14 protein-coding genes and 1 pseudogene are annotated in these 16,357 nt (G+C 54.7%); 13 read left to right on the plus strand and 2 right to left on the minus strand.

Features of this window, described 5'->3' with window-relative positions:
- The 4 genes from AC1RL4_RS27375 to AC1RL4_RS27390 all read left to right on the plus strand — a co-directional run.
- A partial coding sequence (locus AC1RL4_RS27375) for a DUF637 domain-containing protein (RefSeq protein WP_493120573.1) occupies positions 1–3,655 on the plus strand: 3,655 nt, incomplete at its 5' end.
- The gene (locus AC1RL4_RS27380) at positions 3,652–4,503 is read left to right on the plus strand and encodes a PoNe immunity protein domain-containing protein (protein WP_230172379.1); all 852 of its coding nucleotides are present in this window, start codon (positions 3,652–3,654) and stop codon (positions 4,501–4,503) included. The genes AC1RL4_RS27375 and AC1RL4_RS27380, both read left to right, overlap by 4 nt.
- A gap of 437 nt (positions 4,504–4,940) precedes the next feature.
- Positions 4,941–5,498 (plus strand): hypothetical protein, encoded by a 558-nt coding sequence (locus tag AC1RL4_RS27385; RefSeq protein WP_230172381.1) that lies wholly within the window; start codon positions 4,941–4,943, stop codon positions 5,496–5,498.
- Positions 5,489–5,698: a hypothetical protein gene (locus tag AC1RL4_RS27390; protein WP_230172382.1), complete on the plus strand. Its 210-nt coding sequence runs from the start codon at positions 5,489–5,491 to the stop codon at positions 5,696–5,698. Before AC1RL4_RS27385 ends, AC1RL4_RS27390 begins: the two co-directional genes overlap by 10 nt.
- Positions 5,699–5,754: 56 nt before the next feature.
- On the opposite strand, the gene AC1RL4_RS27395 is transcribed toward AC1RL4_RS27390, so the two are convergent.
- Positions 5,755–6,042 (minus strand): helix-turn-helix domain-containing protein, encoded by a 288-nt coding sequence (locus AC1RL4_RS27395; protein WP_230172383.1) that lies wholly within the window; start codon positions 6,040–6,042, stop codon positions 5,755–5,757.
- 54 nt (positions 6,043–6,096) lie between these two features.
- Between AC1RL4_RS27395 and AC1RL4_RS27400 the strand changes: the two are divergent.
- The 8 genes and pseudogenes from AC1RL4_RS27400 to AC1RL4_RS27435 all read left to right on the plus strand — a co-directional run.
- A pseudogene (locus AC1RL4_RS27400) lies at positions 6,097–7,812 on the plus strand (two-partner secretion domain-containing protein); the annotation flags it as partial.
- A gap of 520 nt (positions 7,813–8,332) precedes the next feature.
- Positions 8,333–8,764, plus strand: coding sequence for a hypothetical protein (locus AC1RL4_RS27405; RefSeq protein ID WP_225609346.1), 432 nt, complete (start codon positions 8,333–8,335; stop codon positions 8,762–8,764).
- Between the two features lie 319 nt (positions 8,765–9,083).
- Positions 9,084–9,731: a transposase gene (locus tag AC1RL4_RS27410; protein ID WP_230172384.1), complete on the plus strand. Its 648-nt coding sequence runs from the start codon at positions 9,084–9,086 to the stop codon at positions 9,729–9,731.
- An 87-nt stretch (positions 9,732–9,818) separates the two neighbouring features.
- Complete coding sequence (locus AC1RL4_RS27415) at positions 9,819–10,376, plus strand: hypothetical protein (protein ID WP_230172385.1); 558 nt, start codon at positions 9,819–9,821, stop codon at positions 10,374–10,376.
- A 484-nt stretch (positions 10,377–10,860) separates the two neighbouring features.
- Positions 10,861–11,175, plus strand: coding sequence for a hypothetical protein (locus AC1RL4_RS27420; RefSeq protein WP_177325213.1), 315 nt, complete (start codon positions 10,861–10,863; stop codon positions 11,173–11,175).
- A 314-nt stretch (positions 11,176–11,489) separates the two neighbouring features.
- A complete protein-coding gene (locus AC1RL4_RS27425) occupies positions 11,490–12,485 on the plus strand; it encodes an isocyanide synthase family protein (RefSeq protein WP_096480013.1) in 996 nt (331 codons plus the stop codon).
- Positions 12,485–13,201: an HAD family hydrolase gene (locus tag AC1RL4_RS27430; protein WP_230172386.1), complete on the plus strand. Its 717-nt coding sequence runs from the start codon at positions 12,485–12,487 to the stop codon at positions 13,199–13,201. The genes AC1RL4_RS27425 and AC1RL4_RS27430 overlap by 1 nt, the downstream gene beginning before the upstream one ends.
- A gap of 27 nt (positions 13,202–13,228) precedes the next feature.
- A complete protein-coding gene (locus AC1RL4_RS27435) occupies positions 13,229–14,989 on the plus strand; it encodes an isocyanide synthase family protein (RefSeq protein WP_230172387.1) in 1,761 nt (586 codons plus the stop codon).
- A 72-nt stretch (positions 14,990–15,061) separates the two neighbouring features.
- On the opposite strand, the gene AC1RL4_RS27440 is transcribed toward AC1RL4_RS27435, so the two are convergent.
- Positions 15,062–15,355 carry a fructose-bisphosphate aldolase gene (locus tag AC1RL4_RS27440; protein ID WP_230172388.1) on the minus strand — a complete coding sequence of 98 codons (294 nt, stop codon included), beginning with the start codon at positions 15,353–15,355 and terminating at the stop codon, positions 15,062–15,064.
- Positions 15,356–15,862: 507 nt separating this feature from the next.
- On the opposite strand from AC1RL4_RS27440, the gene AC1RL4_RS27445 reads away from it, so the two are divergent.
- Positions 15,863–16,285 carry an HD domain-containing protein gene (locus AC1RL4_RS27445; RefSeq protein ID WP_230172389.1) on the plus strand — a complete coding sequence of 141 codons (423 nt, stop codon included), beginning with the start codon at positions 15,863–15,865 and terminating at the stop codon, positions 16,283–16,285.
- The last annotated feature ends 72 nt before the right edge of the window (positions 16,286–16,357 follow it).

Here is a 16,357-nt window from a genome sequence, read left to right on the forward strand (position 1 = left end):
GGAAAATGCCGAGGTGAACGGCGAGCAAGTGCTGGTGCCGGTGCTGTACCTGGCCAACGCCAACAATCGCCTGGCCGCCAACGGTGCCCTGATCCAGGGCCGCGACGTGACCCTGATCGCCGGTAAGGATTTGAACAATGCCGGCACCTTGCGCGCCTCCAACAACCTGTCGGCCACCGCCACCAACGACCTGGTCAGCAGCGGCCTGGTGGAAGCCGGCAATCGCCTCGACCTGCTGGCCACCAACAACCTGACCAACAAGGCGGGGGGCATCATCGCCGGTCGTGATGTCTCGCTGACGGCCACCCGGGGCGACGTGATCAACGAGCGCACCGTCACCACTCATGAGAGCGCTAGCGGTTATCGCAGCGAGCGCACTGACTTCGCCGACAACGCCGCACGCATCGAGGCGGCTAACGACCTCACCGTGAAGGCGGGGCAAGACATCAACATTGCCGGTGGTGTCATGCAAAGCGGTCGTGACATGGACCTGAATGCCGGACGAGACCTCAACGTGTCTTCGGCGCAGGTCACCAACAGCGTGTTCCGCGACAGCAAGCACAACAGCAGCGACATCACTCAACTGGGTGCCAGCATCAGCGCCGGACGTGATCTGTCGGCCGATGCAGGGCGTGATATCAATGTCAGCGCCAGCCAGATCGATGCCAAGCGCGACATCGCTATGTCGGCGGTCGACAACCTGACCATCAGCTCGGCAGCGGATGAAGAGCACTCCCTGTCCAAGAGCAAAAAACTCACGGTTCAGGAAGATCACGTCAGCCAGGTCATGTCGGGTGTCACGGCGGGTGGCAACGTGAAGTTGGATGCCGGTAAGGATCTCGCGGTTATCTCCAGCCGCATTACCGCAGGCGATGAGGCGTACCTGGTGGCGGGTGACAAGCTCGAGTTGCTGGCGGCGAAAGACAGCGACTACTCGCTGTATGACATGAAGAAAAAGGGCAGTTTCGGCGCGAAGAAAACCAAGCGCGATGAAGTCACCGATGTGAAATACATCGGCAGTGAAATCACCACAGGCGGCAACTTGACGCTGGCCAGCGGTGGGGATCAGCGGTATCAGGTGGCGAAGCTGGAGAGTGGCAAGGACATCATCCTCGACAGTGGGGGCAGCATCACTTTCGAAGCAGTGAAAGACTCTCACCAGGAGAGTCACAACAAGAGCAGCAACAGCTGGGCGTGGACCAGTATGGAGAACAAAGGCCAGGTTGATGAAACGCTGCGGCAAAGCCAGCTGATCGCTAAAGGCCAGACGCTCATCAAAGCCGTTGATGGGTTACACATCGATATCAAAGACATCAACCAACAAAGCGTGAGCCAGGCGATCGATGCCATGGTGCAAGCTGACCCGAGCATGGCCTGGCTCAAAGACGCAGAAGCACGGGGCGATGTGGATTGGCGCCGGGTTAAAGAGCTGCATGACAGCTGGGATGAAAGCCATTCCGGGCTAGGTGGGCCGGCGATGATCATTATCATCATCATCGTCACCTACTTCACGGCCGGTGCAGCCTCCGGTTTCGTGGCTTCTGCCGCAAACGCAGGGGCGGGCAGCGCATTCGCCGCCGGCGCTGCAGCGACCGCAACGACGCAAGCGGTTGCCGCTGGCTGGGCGAACGCTGCCCTCACGGCCGTGCTCACCTCCGCAGCCAGTACTGCCACGGTCAGTACCATCAACAATAAAGGCGATCTTGGCGCGGTCGTCAAAGAAGTCTTCAGCGCTGACAGCATGAAAAACTACATCGTTGCCGGCGCCGTGGCGGGTCTTAGCACCGGTCTGTTTAACGATTGGACCAGTACCAGCACCGATTCAAGCGTCGCGTTGACTGACTCAACCAACGGGGCTTTGGCTAACACGGGCAAGGTCGTAGCTTCCAATCCAGGTGGATTGAGCAGTCTGGGAGGTATCGCCCAATTCACCGCGAACCAGGCTCTGCAAAACACCACCTCTGCGTTGCTCAATAAAGCACTTGGTCGCGATGGCAGCCTGGGTGATGCCTTGCAAAGCAGTCTGGTGAATGCGTTTGCTGCCTATGGTTTCAACCTAGTGGGCGATCTCGGGAACTACTACCAACTGCCAGAAAGTGGCCTCGCCAAAATCGGCTTGCACGCAGTGATGGGTGGCTTGGCCTCGCTCGCTGCTGGCGGTGATTTCAAAACGGGCGCGTTGGCGGCAGGGGTCAATGAAGCCCTGGTCGACGGTTTGGCCTCGGTCTATGCCGGGATGCCGAAAGCGGATAGGGATCGACTGTTGGCCATGAACTCGCAGCTGATCGGCGTGCTGGCAACTGCTGTTCAAGATCCGAATGCCGACATTGACAAGCTGCAACTCGGGTCTTGGGTCGCGCAGAATGGAACGCTGTATAACCGTCAGCTTCACGCAGATGAACAAGATTGGATTAAGGGACATGCCAAAGAGTTTGCTGAGAAAAATGGCATCAGCGAAGACGAGGCCATGGAACGCTTGAGTCAGCAAGCGCTCAAGGATGTCGACTTCCTGTGGCGATCAATTCTGAGTGATGGCGACGACAATGCAGCACAAGCGTTTTTGAGTAAATCTGGACAAACATTCACCAATGACCTCGGCGGACAACAAGCGCTGTTCACCGCAAAAGGGCAACAGCTGTTCCGGCCAGAAATGTTTGCGGATACAGCTGATCCGAAGTTCTATCAGCAGTTCGTTCAAAGCGGCGTAAACCGTGACCTGAGTGCAGGTTTGCTCAAAGAACTGAAGGATTCTGGCGTTGAGATAAAAAATGGTGCTGTAGATCTCGCAAAATTGGCCACAGAGCATCTCGATGTTGTACTGAATGGGTTGTGGGAGGGCGCCAAGGCGCTGCCCCAAAGCGTGGTGGACGGATTCGCGGAGAGTGGTCACGCGATTGGAGAAGGAACCGCCGTTAGCCTCAATGACGACCTTACCAACAAGCTGAACACCATCTACGGGCAGGATGTACATACCGCTCAAACCACGCTGTTGGCCATTCGAACGCTCCTCGCCGTCTCTGGCGCGGGGAGCGCAGCGAAAGTTGGGGGTAAGCTTTCGGAAAAGGCTGCCGAGGCTATCGGTAAAAAACTGGATGAGGTAATAGATAGCTTGGCGGAGAAGGCCTTCATAAAAAGTGGAGGCATTGTTGATAGTAAAGGCAACGCGCTGATCGATCTGAAACACCTCAGCAATGATCAGAAACGAGTCATCGGTGAGGTGTTCGGTGAAGCGACGGTGCGGCAAATAGTGCCTGAAGGCGAAAAACTGGCGAGAATGCAGGGGGCGGGCGAGACGGGCATTGACGACTTGTTTCGGGTCAATCGTCCGGATGTAGATTATGTGGTTATCGAATACAAGTTTGTCGGGGACCCCAAAAAAGGTGGCAACACGAGCCTGATAAACACGAACGATGGTAAACAGGGGAGTGAAAGCTGGACGCTGGGGTCCGGGCGGTTGGAAAAGGCAGTGGGAGAGCAACATGCATCTGATGTCATGCGTGCCATTGATGCTGGTCGCACTGAAACATGGGTTGTGCGGACGGGGGGGGATGGGTCCACTGAGATCCAGGTGCTCGATTCTTTAGGTAAGCCAAAGCTCATTGATACGTCCAAAATATTAACCTCAAAAACAAATCTTTCAGGAGCACAGCCATGATCCGGGATTCATTGGGAGGGGAGGAATATTGGGACAAATGGACAAAACACAGTGAAGAAAATATCACTAAGAATCTTGAGCAAATTAAAACCCCACCAGGTAATCCGGTCTATCGGCCTCAGTTTGTTTGGGATACGTCTAGGGATATTTTGCGCCTTATGCTTCGGCGGTATTCCCAAGGCGATCCTGTTCCCGAGATAAAGCAGTTGTTTCCAAAACTGCTTGATACTTGGGAGTTGTCGAACTCTTTAGCGGATGGGATTTGTGCAGAACATAATCTGAAAACCTGTCGCGACTGGGTCTTCGATCTATCCGATCTCAACCACTATATCTGGTGTTTTTGGCTGGTTGGACTGGCTCTCGTATTGCAAATTCCCGACGGTCAGTGGGGCCGACTATTGGCTCTCGTTGGTGAAGAAGGTAAAGACATTTTGCTGGATCGGGTAATCGTTAGTCGCCAGCCTTCACGCGTTGTTGGAGATGTTCTGCTGCATGACAAACCTTATGCCCGGTTGCTCAAGGCCATCGATGCACCCAAGGAGCAACAGGCGATATTGCTGCGAGAGTTTGTCAATGGTTGGTATCCAGAACTCAACCGACGCGGCAAGCAGCAGCCGTGGTGGTACCAGTATGGTGATCCTGAAAAGCACCCGCTAGAAAAGGGCAGCTATTTTGGACGTTGGTGCATTGAAGCTGTAGCGGCAGTCGCGGCTTTTAGATTGGATGACAGCCAATGCTTGGGACATCCGCATTATCCAGGCGATTTACTGCGCCCCAACGGCCCGAGCACACATTTGCATTCGCAAGAAACAAAGGCACGGAGTTGGCTTAGATTCTTTGGTATTTAAAAGTAAGCTAGGGGAGATGACTCGAGATAAGGAAAGGACAGATCCCTTCGTCTCACCCTTCGTCTCAGGAGGAGGGATTTCTACCTCGGGTGCGGAGTGGCTACTATCCCTTTGGTATTTGTCCAGCTGCAGCTATTGGTGAACGAGCGGGATTGCTGGCCAACCTCGGCTACGACCCCGACTTCAAACGCCTCGGCGATGGTTTGTATGAACAACGCCATCGCCAGCAAGGAGGCCCTCAATCTGTCGTTGGGAGTCAGCCTTACCTCGCAGCAAGTCGCGGCGCTGAGCCACGACACGGACTAACTCGGCACGATGCGGTTCGAGTAGCGGGAGGATTTGTGTCAACTCATTAGGGATCCCTCAGGGACAGACCACGTTTAAATCGGAGTAACTACTCCCTGCTTTCAGGATAATTGTGGTCTGTCCCCTGCTTTTTGCTGAATCAATTCTCTCCGGCGGACCTGCGTGAAATTTTCTTTGAGCCGACCCTGACGGAGCAAATCGTCGGGTTGGGAATCGATCTGTTTTTCCCAACGCCGACTGGTAAGGCGAAGGCGGCTGTTACAATATCGGAGGCCGTCAGCAAAGAAGTTTTGGAGGCCTTGGAGAAAAAGTTCGGTGCAGCATTGGCCGAGGGGACTGCAAAAGGCGCAGGCGATGCGGCAAGCCTAGCGAATGCCGCGAAGCTTCGTGGACAACTGACTGGACAAGAGATATCTGGTGGCCATGCATTCGAAAAGCATGTGATTCAGCAGGGTGAATACAAAGATCTGGGCATAACTACTCGCGAGCAGTTTGCCTCGCATATTGAAAGCGTCGTTAATAACCCAACCTCATTTCGTGAGTTAAGTGGTGGGCGTACTGCTTACTGGGACAATGTCAGTGGTACGGTCGTTATTAGGAACCCTAAAGCGGTTGATGGCGGCACTGCATTCCGCCCTGTGAATGGGCAAGCTTATTTTGATAGTTTGAGGTGGTTACTGTGGATATGATTAACTCTTCGCACGATTTAGCGAATGTTAGCTTTAGCCGAGACGAGCTTTTGGTCTTGAATGCGGCTTTAAATGAAATATGTAATGGGATAGATGTGTTCGAATTCGAGACGCGGATTGGAGCAGATCGTGAATTTGTAACTGGTTTGCTTCATGGGATTGGTTCGGTGCTTGATAATATGGATCATCTATCCGGCTGATTTTCGATGACCTTGCTCTACTGACACCGGCCTCGCGCCGGTGTTGTTTTATCTGCTTACTGCAAAACCTCCCTTCCTTCGCTGCTCGCTTTGGTTGTGGCCTGAGCGATCAAGGCATCAAGCATCTGCGCAACGAATTTTTGTTGGCTCTTGGGCAGTTGGTCGATGGCTTCCAGTTGCTGTTGCCATTTCGGAGCAGGCCCACGCTTACGCACAGTGGTTTCCTGCTGCTGACCAAATAGTTCTTCGAGTGTGGTCGAAAGCATCCGGGCCAGCTCCGGCAACGCCGCTACCTGGATACGCCGCTTGCCGGACTCATAGGCTTGGATAGTCTGCTGGGACACGCCCAGCCGTTCGGCCAGTTGGGTTTGGGTGGTGCCGTGTTCTTTGAGTTCAACGACACCGTACTCAAGGACTCTCGCGCTTCACGACTGGTGGCCGGGAAAAACTTCACCGTTCACGCCAATCAGGTCGAAAACCGTTACAGCCTGATGGCGGCCAACGGCAACCTCGACCTGACCGCTGACAGCCTGCTCAACCAGGGTGCCGCGTCACGCTCGGGACAGCGGGTCGTGATAATCGGCACCCCCGGTCGTATCGACAATAGTCTCTGGGACAAAATGGAGTTCATCGATGTCCCGGCGTTCAACGCGGCGACAGCGGCGGGTAATTTCGATGAGGTACGTTTCAAGGAACTGAGCGACCGGTCGAGCGACAGTCGGTTCGCGGTACAGAGCGACGTCACCACCTGGAATGAAAACGGCAACAACGTTTACGCCGCCGTGTTGCAAGCCGGTGGCAACGTCCGACTGAGCGTCACCAACACCATCCAGAACGGCACGCTCTACGACAACACCTTCGGCCAGTTGACCGGTTCGCTGAGCAGCGACCAGACCGCCTCGGTCGGCGGCATCAATATCAACTTGGGCAAACGTAGCACCGACGCCAGCGCCCAGGTGGCCAAGGATGTCACGCGCATCGAGCGCGTGGATGCCGATGGCGTGAAGCAGGTCAGCTTCGTCCCGGTCGACTTCCGGGGTGTGCCATTTGCCGCCGTAGACCCGACGGCGTCCTCGACATTCCGACTGCCCAAGGGGCCGTACGGCATGTTCGTGCAGAGCCGCAACCCGCAAAGCCGATACCTGATCGAAACCAACCCGGAGCTGACCCAGTCCGCGGCATTCATGAGTTCCGATTACCTGCTGGGCAAGCTCAACTTCAGCGCCGATGAAGCCGCGCGCCGTCTCGGTGACGGTCGCTATGAATCCCGTCTGATCAGCGACGCTGTAATGGCTAAGACCGGCCAGCGCTTTCTCGCCAGCGGCCTGAACGATGATAACGAGCAATTTCGTTATCTGATGGACAACGCCCTGGCCAGCAAAAACGAGCTGAGCCTGTCGCTGGGCGTCAGCCTGACTTCCGAGCAGGTCGCGGCCCTGACCCACGACATCGTGTGGATGGAAGAACGCATCGTCGATGGCCAGAAAGTGCTGGTGCCGGTGCTGTATCTGGCCCAGGCCGAATCGCGCAACGTGCGCGGCGGCAGCCTGATCCAGGGGCGCGACCTGACCCTGATCGCCGGCAACGACCTGGTCAACGTCGGCACCCTGCGCGGCACTCACGACCTGTCCGCCGACGTCAAAGGCAGCCTCTATCAGGGCGGCCTGGTCGAAGCCAACGAACGCCTGAGCCTCATGGCCACGGACAGCATCCGCAACGCCCTGGCCGGCGACATTCGCGGCAACCAGGTCAGCCTCACCACCCTCAAGGGCGACATCGTCAACGACCGCACCGCCATCGCCGTGGGCGAAGGCTCCGGCATGCGCACCCAGGTCGACGCTGGTGGCAGCATCAGCGCCCGCGACACACTGACGATCAAATCCGCCCGCGACCTGACCAACTCCGGCGCCATCAGCAGCGGCGGCGACGCCAGCCTGAGCGCCACCCGTGACCTCAACCTGCTGGCCACGCGCAACGAAAGCGAAATCCACGACATGGCAGAGGGCGGCCACCGCTCCACCATCATCACCACCGTGGAAAACCTGGCGTCCAGCGTCACCAGCGGCGGCAACCTGACCCTCAGCGCCGGCCGCGACCTCAACGTCATCGCCAGCACCGAAAACGGGGACAGACCACATTTATCGAGGGTTGGATAACGTGAAAAACGGGGACAGACCACGTTTACCCTAGAAGACTTAGCCACACAGGCGGGAATACCTCGTAATCTTGTGGGGCAGCCCTCTAGTATTTTGGGGGAAATCGATAGACGATATTAAACAGTCCTTCTCCATGGATGGTGCTACGGTTACGTCTATACCCGCAAAAGCCAGTTCATCAGGCAAGGGACGAAAGCGGGGACAGACCACATTTATCGAGGGGCTGGATAATGCTCCTTCAATTTAATCGTGGTCTGTCCCCGTTTTCCCTGTTTGTGGGGCGAGTGATTGGCACTACTACGCTGAAGGATGGAGGAGCCCCCACTTCTGTGATAAAAGTGTTTACCGACAAAGCCGGTAACCTGATCACAACCTTTCCGGTTAAGGCGGGCAATTGATGCGATCTCTCTCTCCGAAAGTCTGGCACGAGTTGCAATCAGCTGTTACGCGCATGAGTGATAAGTCCTCACTGAGGAATATGCTTGACGTAATCCTTTTGTGGTTGCGGCGCAATTATGAGTGCTTTTCTGTTGAGCCGTTCTCGACCTATAATTTTTATGAACTTTCCCATATAGATGAGAAGTTGATGCCTGTAGAGTTTTCTACTTTTAAACTTAGCGAATTAGCTCACCTTAAAAAAGTAATTTTACGCTACAAGTCCAAAGACGTAGAAGCTATCGCGCGCTTTTTGCGCGATACAATAGAAGAGTTAGTTACTATTGAGATTGATGAGCAATGTCCTAGGTGTGAGTCTCATGGTATGCGCATTTTTGTAGGAAAACAGAACGGATTATTGGCTTTTCAGTGTAATGTCTGTGGTCACGCCCATTACTCAGACGGATCTAAAGTCGAGGTAGGTGGATTGGACTTTGTACGCGAGGTTAGGTTGCGAGAGCTTGGCCTGATTTAATGGTGCAAAAGCAACTGGCGGGGCGGTAGACCGTGCTACTACTGGGATTGAGTGGGGCAAGGGTATTCAAGGTCAAGGAATGCCTTGGGAGGATTGAAAAACGGGGACGAAAAACGGGGACAGACCACGTTTATCCTGAGAATGGCAGAGAATGGGGGGCAGACTACGTTTTTCTGTGTCGCACTTTAGCGATCTGAAATAGTGTGAAATAGATAGGGAGATTGTTTTTCATAGAATTGACTAAGCTATTGGCATCATTAATTGTGAGCGGATTCACCATATGCCACGCAGAGCACGTCTCTTGATGCCAGGTGTCCCCTTGCATCTGATTCAACGAGGAAATAATAGATCAGTTTGCTTTTTTTCAGAGGATGATTACCTTTTTTATTTAGAGCTGCTTGCTGAACAGACCAACAAAAATTCGTGTGAAATTCACGCATGGTGTCTTATGACTAATCATATCCATTTGTTGATTAGCCCTCATGAGCACAGCAGTACCAGTTTGCTTATGAAAGGAATAGGGCAACGATATGTGCAATACATAAATCGTACATATGGACGTAGTGGGACTTTATGGGGAGGACGCTTCCGTTCGTGCCTTGTTCAAAGTGATAGTTATGTATTGGCCTGTTATCGCTACATTGAGATGAATCCTGTCAGAGCCAAAATGGTGACGCATCCTGCGGAATATCGTTGGTCGAGTTATCGTGCTAACGCACAATCAGAGTTTTCGCATCTCATTACCCCGCATGCTCAGTACCTATCGCTTGGGGACACAGATGTATCGACTGCTGAAGTCTATCGCGAGCTTTTTAGAGGCGAGTTGGAGATAGGATTGGTTGACCAGATTCGGGCTGCCACCAATGGCAACTATGTACTTGGTGGTTCGCGATTTGTAGCCGAAATTGAAGCTATGATTGGGCGACGAGCTCGGCGGGGATGCCCGGGCAGACCGAAAAAGCACTAGATTTTTTAGATGGAAAACGTGGTCTGTCCCCGTTTATACTCTTACTTATGTCCCCGTTTATACTGCTAACAATACGTGGGTGCCAAAATGACCCTGTCTAAAGAGTTTTCAATATCGTGGGTGGCACCAATTGTGCCATCTGTGTCACTTGCAGGAATACCATTGCATGTCGATGCGGATGTATTGAAGTGCGTGTTGTTAGGGTGTTTGGTTGATGAGGGTAACTCTCTATACCAATTCGATGGCTCTCCAGTGCTTCGTTTAAAGTTTTATAGTTTGGACGAAGGCGGAAATGGTGGCTATTCTTTTGCTCTGGCGGATGTAAGTGTTGTTAATGATTTAAATAAATTTATCCCTGCTTTATCAGTTGTGATTAAAAGTGGTGAAGTGTGCGCTGTTAAAGTTTATGATTTTAGCTTTTCTGGTGAACAGGCTCAAAGTTTAATTTATAAGGGTACCTTGCCGGAAGGTATTGGTTTGGGTGGTTTGGTTTCGGATTTATTATCATTTACAACTTTGGAGTTTGACGAGGCTGAAGAGTGGTTTTATACCGACGAGGACTATGGTGGGCTTGAAGTTACCGGCTGGGGAGTTTTTCTGGAAGATCATCCCAATCAAGTTATTACTGCTTTATGTGTGATATAGGAAAAAAGGGGGCACCCGCTAGCTGGTCTCGAGTCAAGGTTAAAAGCCGCCGCGCCCTGCAGAACGAAAACGGGGGGGGTGTCCAGAAGAAAAGGGGGACGGATTTATTTGTTTGGTAACGGAAAAAACATATCTTATGACGTGCGAGCAGTGTGGCGGAGAGTTGGCTAGTTTCAGACAAGGCAGCGCTCAGGGGGTGAAGTGTACTCGGTGCGGCTGGTCGGTAGTGACAACAAATATTCAGGGCGTTAAAGTTGATGAGACGAAGTATGAAGTGCGTTGTCGCGGTGACTATCAAGATAAAGCTCATATAAGAGCTGTTTCTGAAGTGACAGGTAGCAATTTTTTAACGTCAAGAAATATGCTCCAGAAAGGCCTTGTTCTAGTATTTGTCGGTCAGGCGGAGGAGGTTTTGCGAGTTCGAACTATTCTTGTGTCTGCTGGGGTTGTTTGTGAAATTACGCCTGATTTTAACTGGGTGTAAATGGGGCGTATTCTGAGCGCGGGAGCTCAGCCTGTTAGCCCTACATTGATGTGGGAGGGAATCCCTTTATTTGATGTTTCAGACGCGATTAGGCTAATTGAGTATTGTGAGGGTAATGATATTGCAGTTCTCGGCATAGAGGGGTTTAGAATTGCAGGCGATAAGAGAGTTCCAGATATGGATTGTATTGTGGGTTTTTCTGCATCGATAAATGAGGATGGGTTTGTTGGTAAGTCGCTAGAGGTGAGTAAGCGAATTATAAAGGAAGTAGATGATTTGGAAACTTTGCTAGAGTTTTTGTTGGTTAAAATTTAGTGAGGAAAGGGGACGGATTTATTTGTCTTGTCTGGTTTGTCCCATCCTGAACAAGGTTCACACCTTCCGATCTATTTTTCAGGAGAGCGTAATGGAATCAGGACCAGACACACTTGTGTGGCCGCAGTATGGCCTTGCCAGCCTGGACGTTGCATGAGCCTGTGTGAGGGTTTTTCGGTGATTTTGGTGCCGTAATATTCCGGATTGCCACGATTGACAGCCCTCACAACTTGTAGGAATTTAGCCGCCCGCAGGTAAGGGATATCTGCTGATGGCCAAAAGATGGCCGTTGTTCACAACACAAAGGATTGTCTATGCAAGGTTCAAACACCGTTGCTCAACAGGTGTGCGGTCAGCTGGTGCACGAGCATCAGAACACCCCACACATGAACATTGCCGAGCAAATCCTCGAATGTCTGTTTCGCCGTCGTAGCCTCGCCCCGGGGCAGGATCACGAACTGTCGTCGCAGGTGCTGGAACCCCATCTGACCAAGGTCATGCAGGCGGTCGAGAGCGGTCGCAAGATTGAAATGGTCTTGCCAGCCTTTCCCGGCAAATCGCCCAGCCGCAAGAAAACCCTGAGTCATCTGCCCGATCTTGCTGAACATCATGCTATCGATGAGTTAAACCGCCTGTGCACAGAGATCCAGGAGATCTACGCACCGGGGGCGCTGATTCATATCTGCTCCGATGGCTATGTGTTCTCTGACTTGGTGCATGTTCCCGATTCCGACGTCAAGGCCTACACCGACGCTATTCAGGACTACGCCGAACAGCACTATCCCGGCACGTTCGCCCATTTCGACCTCCGGGATGCCTACCCTCAGCTGGATTGTCTGGACGCCATGCGTGAGGAGATGATGATCGAGCACGGTCAGTCATTGATCTTGTTGCAGCAGCGCTTCAAGGATGATCCGCACATGATGTTGATGTACTGCGGCATCCATCGCTTTCTTTCCGAGGATTACTCGGGACTGAAAGTATTCGCTGGCATGAGCCTCAACGCAGTGAAGAAGGTCGCCAAACCGGCCTCTCAGCGGGTGATCCAGCGCAGTGAAGCCTGGGGTGCGCTGTTGCAGGCGCGTTACCCGCATTGCCTGCGTCTGTCGATTCACCCGCAGCTGGCGGTCTCGACGAAGATCGGTATCCGGTTGGTGCCAACCAGTGACCTGTGGCGTACGCCCTGGCATTCGGTGGCCATCAAGCGACGGGGTGTGGTCACGCTCGAAAAACGCAGCAATGTCGATGAGCGCTATCACCGCCTGGTGTTCCGCAAGGGGCGTCCTTGTCACTACGCCAGTGCTCAATGATGGCGTCTCGGTTGCGGGTCGAAGCCGTACTCTTCGATTTGGACGGGACTCTGGTCGATACCTTGCCCGATATCACCTGGTGCTTGAACCAAGTGCTGCTCGAACACGGTTGCCCGGCGCTGACCTCGGAAACAGTGCGCGGATACATCGGCGGCGGCACCACGGCGATGAGCGAGCGGGTCGCCGCGCAGTTTGGCATAGTCGATGCGGTCGCCTTGCACCAGCGCTATGTGGCGCTCTATCAGCACAACCTGGTTCAATTTTCCCGTCCATTCAGCGGTGTCTTGGAATTGCTCGAAGGCTGCCGACAGTTACAGCTACCGCTGGCTATCGTGACCAACAAGGCCGAGGAAATGGCGTTGCAGGTTTCCACAACGTTGCTGCCGCAGAATGCTTTCGGGCCAATTCTGGGGCATCGCGCAGGCAGGTCGCTCAAACCGCAACCGGAGGTGGCATGGGAAGCCGCCCGGCGGTTGTCGGTTGATCCGCAACGCTGCTTGTTCGTCGGTGACACGGAGATCGATCTGCAAACGGCTCGTGCTGCAGGCATGTATTCGGCGGCAGTCACTTGGGGTTATGGCCTGACACCAGACTTGCAGGCCCAGGCCCCGAACTTGTGCTGTGAACACCCGGCCGAATTGCTGCGCATTTTGCAGCAAGCCTGCGGGGCTGCGCATGCGTTCACCGAGCATGGCGACACCGTCAAATCCTATTGATACACACACCCTCAAGGAAGTTGTTCTATGGAACATAGAGACGCCTGGATCGCTGCCGTCAGCGATTTGCTGGCCGGTTATCTGCTCAAAGGCACGGATGATTGTTTCGACACACAAGGCAGGGCGCATCTGGCGCTTCGATTGGGGCACTGCTTCGATCAGGGCCTGCCAGTGCGTCTGGTTTTGCCAGGCTTTCCCTGCAAGTCGCCAAACGCCAGCGACCAGACCTTCGGCGTGCTGCCGGACTACGGCGAGGTCATGGCCATCGAGCGCCTCGACCAACTCGGCCAAGCCATCGCCGCGTTGCACGCACCGGGCTGCGTGGTGTCGATCCTCAGCGACGGCACGACCTTCAATGACATCGTCGGCGTGGCCGACGACGTTCGCGCCGCCTACAACCGGGCGTTGCGTGAACTGTGCACCACCCACACGATTGAGTGGGTCAGCATGGAAGACCTGTTTCCCCAGGCCCAAAGTGCCGAGTCGGTTCGCGCCAGCCTGATCAAGCAGGCCCGTCTACCGTGGAAAAACCTTGGCGAACTGATCGAGCAGAGCCGCGACGATGAGTCCCTCAGCCGGGCGCATGACAACCTCTGCAGTCACCTCTACAACGACCTGCGTCTGTGCCGCGAAGACGGGCAGAGCGAGGACGAGTACCTGCAACAAATCAACTTCAAAGCCTACCAAATGATGTATCGCGGGCAGGCATTGAACGCGGCAGTGGACCGTTTCTTTGGCGATGACATTCGCTTGTCGGTCCATCAATACAGCAATGCCGGACCCAAATTCACCTTCGGCCTGGCCGAAGGACTCAAGCGTGTGTACAGCCCCTGGCACGCCGTGCCGGTGTGCAACCTCGACGGCAGCCAAACCCTTCGCACCCGTGCTCAGGTCGACCTGGACCACCATGTGCTGGTCACCTATGAGGGGCGGCCATGGCTCTACCATCAAACAGAAAACCCGCAGGCCCAAGGCTTCGAGTACGAACTGCAAAAACTTCCGCTGTTTGGCCTGGTGGTGCGAGACACGTTGGGGCTGGGTTTCGAACGACTGTCCACCGGCCTGCTGGAAGCTCTGGTGGAAACCTTCGGTTTCGTCTGCCTCAAAGGCTGCCGTTTCGACGACCAGGATAGCTTTGCTCGCAGCTGCGAACGTTTCGGCACGCTCTACGAATGGGCCTTCGGTGCCGTTCACGTGGTCAAGCCTGCGGACAAACCCCAAGGTGTGGTGCACTCGCTGGAGAAAACACCGTTGCACTGGGACCTGAACATGCTGCCCGACAGCGACGCACAAGTTCAACGCAACCCGAAATTCTGCGCCAGCAAATTCATGCTGTACTGCAAGACCGCGCCGCAGCCGGGCGAGGGCCAGACCACCATCGTCGACAGCCGCAACGTACTGCGCAAAGTCGGGCAGCAAGTCGCCCGACAATGGCAGGGCGTGAACATCACCTACTACACCAAAATGACCTACTTCGGCGGCTCGCCGCGCATGTACAGCCTGGTGGACCACCACCCCCGAAGCGGCGAGCTCATCCTGCGCTACCAAGAGGGCACCGACTCGACATTGCAGACCTTGAGCCAGTCGGTGCAGGACCATGACGAGCAGGCTCAGCAGGCGTTGCTGGAGCAGGTCAATGCGCTGGTTTATGACCCGGAGTGTTTGATTGCTCATCAATGGAGTGAGGGTGATCTGGTGCTGATCGACAACTATCGGACGTTGCATGGGCGACTGCCGATGTCGGCGGGTTCTTCGTCGCGGGAGTTGTGGCGGGTGCAGGTTTACTGATTGTTGTTGTCAGAGTCGTTGCAGGAAGCAGAAAAACCGCAGTAATGCGGTTTTTCTACGACTGAAATTTAATCACTGCCCCTTGGGCGTATCGAACCCACGCTGCTCAATCACCCGAAACACATCACTCACATCCTGAACCATGATCCGGGCGATGTTGGTGACGGTGTTGATGTCGTGTTCGGCGTAGTCGGGGAGGCTGGTGCAGGCCATGAGGTTGAGGTATTTGAGGACGGCGTTTAGGCGTTCGCTGAGGCAACTGTGGAGTTCGCGTATCGGGGCGTCGGCGTCGATGAGGAGGACGGGGTGGTCGGTGGCGAAGTGGGACATTGGGGTGTAGTGGCGGAGCGGGTTTTGCGTCGTCATGGTGTTAATCCTAATAAAAGTAGAATTGCCACCGTTCTGCTGCGAAACAAAATGGGTGGCAGCTATGCGCGGGTTCGCAGACCGGAGGATTAACACCAGGACCCGGCAGACCCGAAGGTCTCCCACGCACAACCGCCATAAAACGATACGCAGCCGGGAGTCGGCCGTGCCTGACGGAACAAGGTGTCAATCTTAAGGGCTGCGAAACCCTATCGCCAACTGATGTCAGCGACAGACCCACTCTAGGCACCGATTTTCATAGCCGCAACCGGGCTGTAGGACGCCCGGATGGTCATTTTGGCGAGGTGGTCTTCCCTGTTCTGTGGCATAAACGCAGTAAAACCGGGCGTCGCGGTGTGTCTGAGGAAACGGGCTATCAGTGTTCGGGGTTTCTTCGCAGCCCAGCGGGAGCAAGCTCCCTCGCCACAAAGGGCAGATTCCTACATATTTTGCAGACTTCAAAAATCATGGCCGCGCCGTTACGGCATTTAACCCGAGGAGAATCCCATGAGTCAGTCACTGGAACGCGCCATTGCCATCGCCGTCGCGGCGCATGAAGGGCAGGTGGACAAGGGCGGGGCGCCTTACATCCTGCATCCGCTGAAAGTGATGCTGCGGGTGAACACGCTGGAAGAGCGCATCGTCGCGGTATTGCATGACGTGGTCGAGGACTGTGGCATCAGCCTCGACGATCTGCGCAAGGAAGGCTTCAGCGAAACGGTGCTGACGGCGATTGCATCGGTAACCAAGGTGCCGGGCGAGTCCTACGAGGCGTTCGTCGAGCGCGCGGCGCAGAACCCGATCGGGCGGGTGGTGAAGCTGGCGGATCTGGAAGAGAACAGCGACTTGTCGCGGATTGCGCAGCCGTCCTGGGAGGATCTGGAGCGCGTTGAGAAGTATCGGCGGGCGATGGGGGCGTTGCGTTCGTAGCGGGTGTTGGTAACGCGTTGCGGGCGTTGCGGATGTTCCACAGCAAGAACGGCTTGCCGGCGATGGTGCTTT

Source organism: Pseudomonas sp. GW822-FHT07A10, from assembly GCF_058798795.1.

What these genes read in the sequence shown, in the direction of transcription:
- AC1RL4_RS27380 (WP_230172379.1), top strand. Translation starts at nt 3,652, where the DNA reads ATGATCCGGGATTCATTGGGAGGGGAGGAATATTGGGACAAATGGACA.
- AC1RL4_RS27405 (WP_225609346.1), top strand. Translation starts at nt 8,333, where the DNA reads ATGCTTGACGTAATCCTTTTGTGGTTGCGGCGCAATTATGAGTGCTTT.
- AC1RL4_RS27415 (WP_230172385.1), top strand. Translation starts at nt 9,819, where the DNA reads ATGACCCTGTCTAAAGAGTTTTCAATATCGTGGGTGGCACCAATTGTG.
- AC1RL4_RS27420 (WP_177325213.1), top strand. Translation starts at nt 10,861, where the DNA reads ATGGGGCGTATTCTGAGCGCGGGAGCTCAGCCTGTTAGCCCTACATTG.
- AC1RL4_RS27425 (WP_096480013.1), top strand. Translation starts at nt 11,490, where the DNA reads ATGCAAGGTTCAAACACCGTTGCTCAACAGGTGTGCGGTCAGCTGGTG.
- AC1RL4_RS27430 (WP_230172386.1), top strand. Translation starts at nt 12,485, where the DNA reads ATGGCGTCTCGGTTGCGGGTCGAAGCCGTACTCTTCGATTTGGACGGG.
- AC1RL4_RS27435 (WP_230172387.1), top strand. Translation starts at nt 13,229, where the DNA reads ATGGAACATAGAGACGCCTGGATCGCTGCCGTCAGCGATTTGCTGGCC.
- AC1RL4_RS27440 (WP_230172388.1), bottom strand. Translation starts at nt 15,355, where the DNA reads ATGACGACGCAAAACCCGCTCCGCCACTACACCCCAATGTCCCACTTC.
- AC1RL4_RS27445 (WP_230172389.1), top strand. Translation starts at nt 15,863, where the DNA reads ATGAGTCAGTCACTGGAACGCGCCATTGCCATCGCCGTCGCGGCGCAT.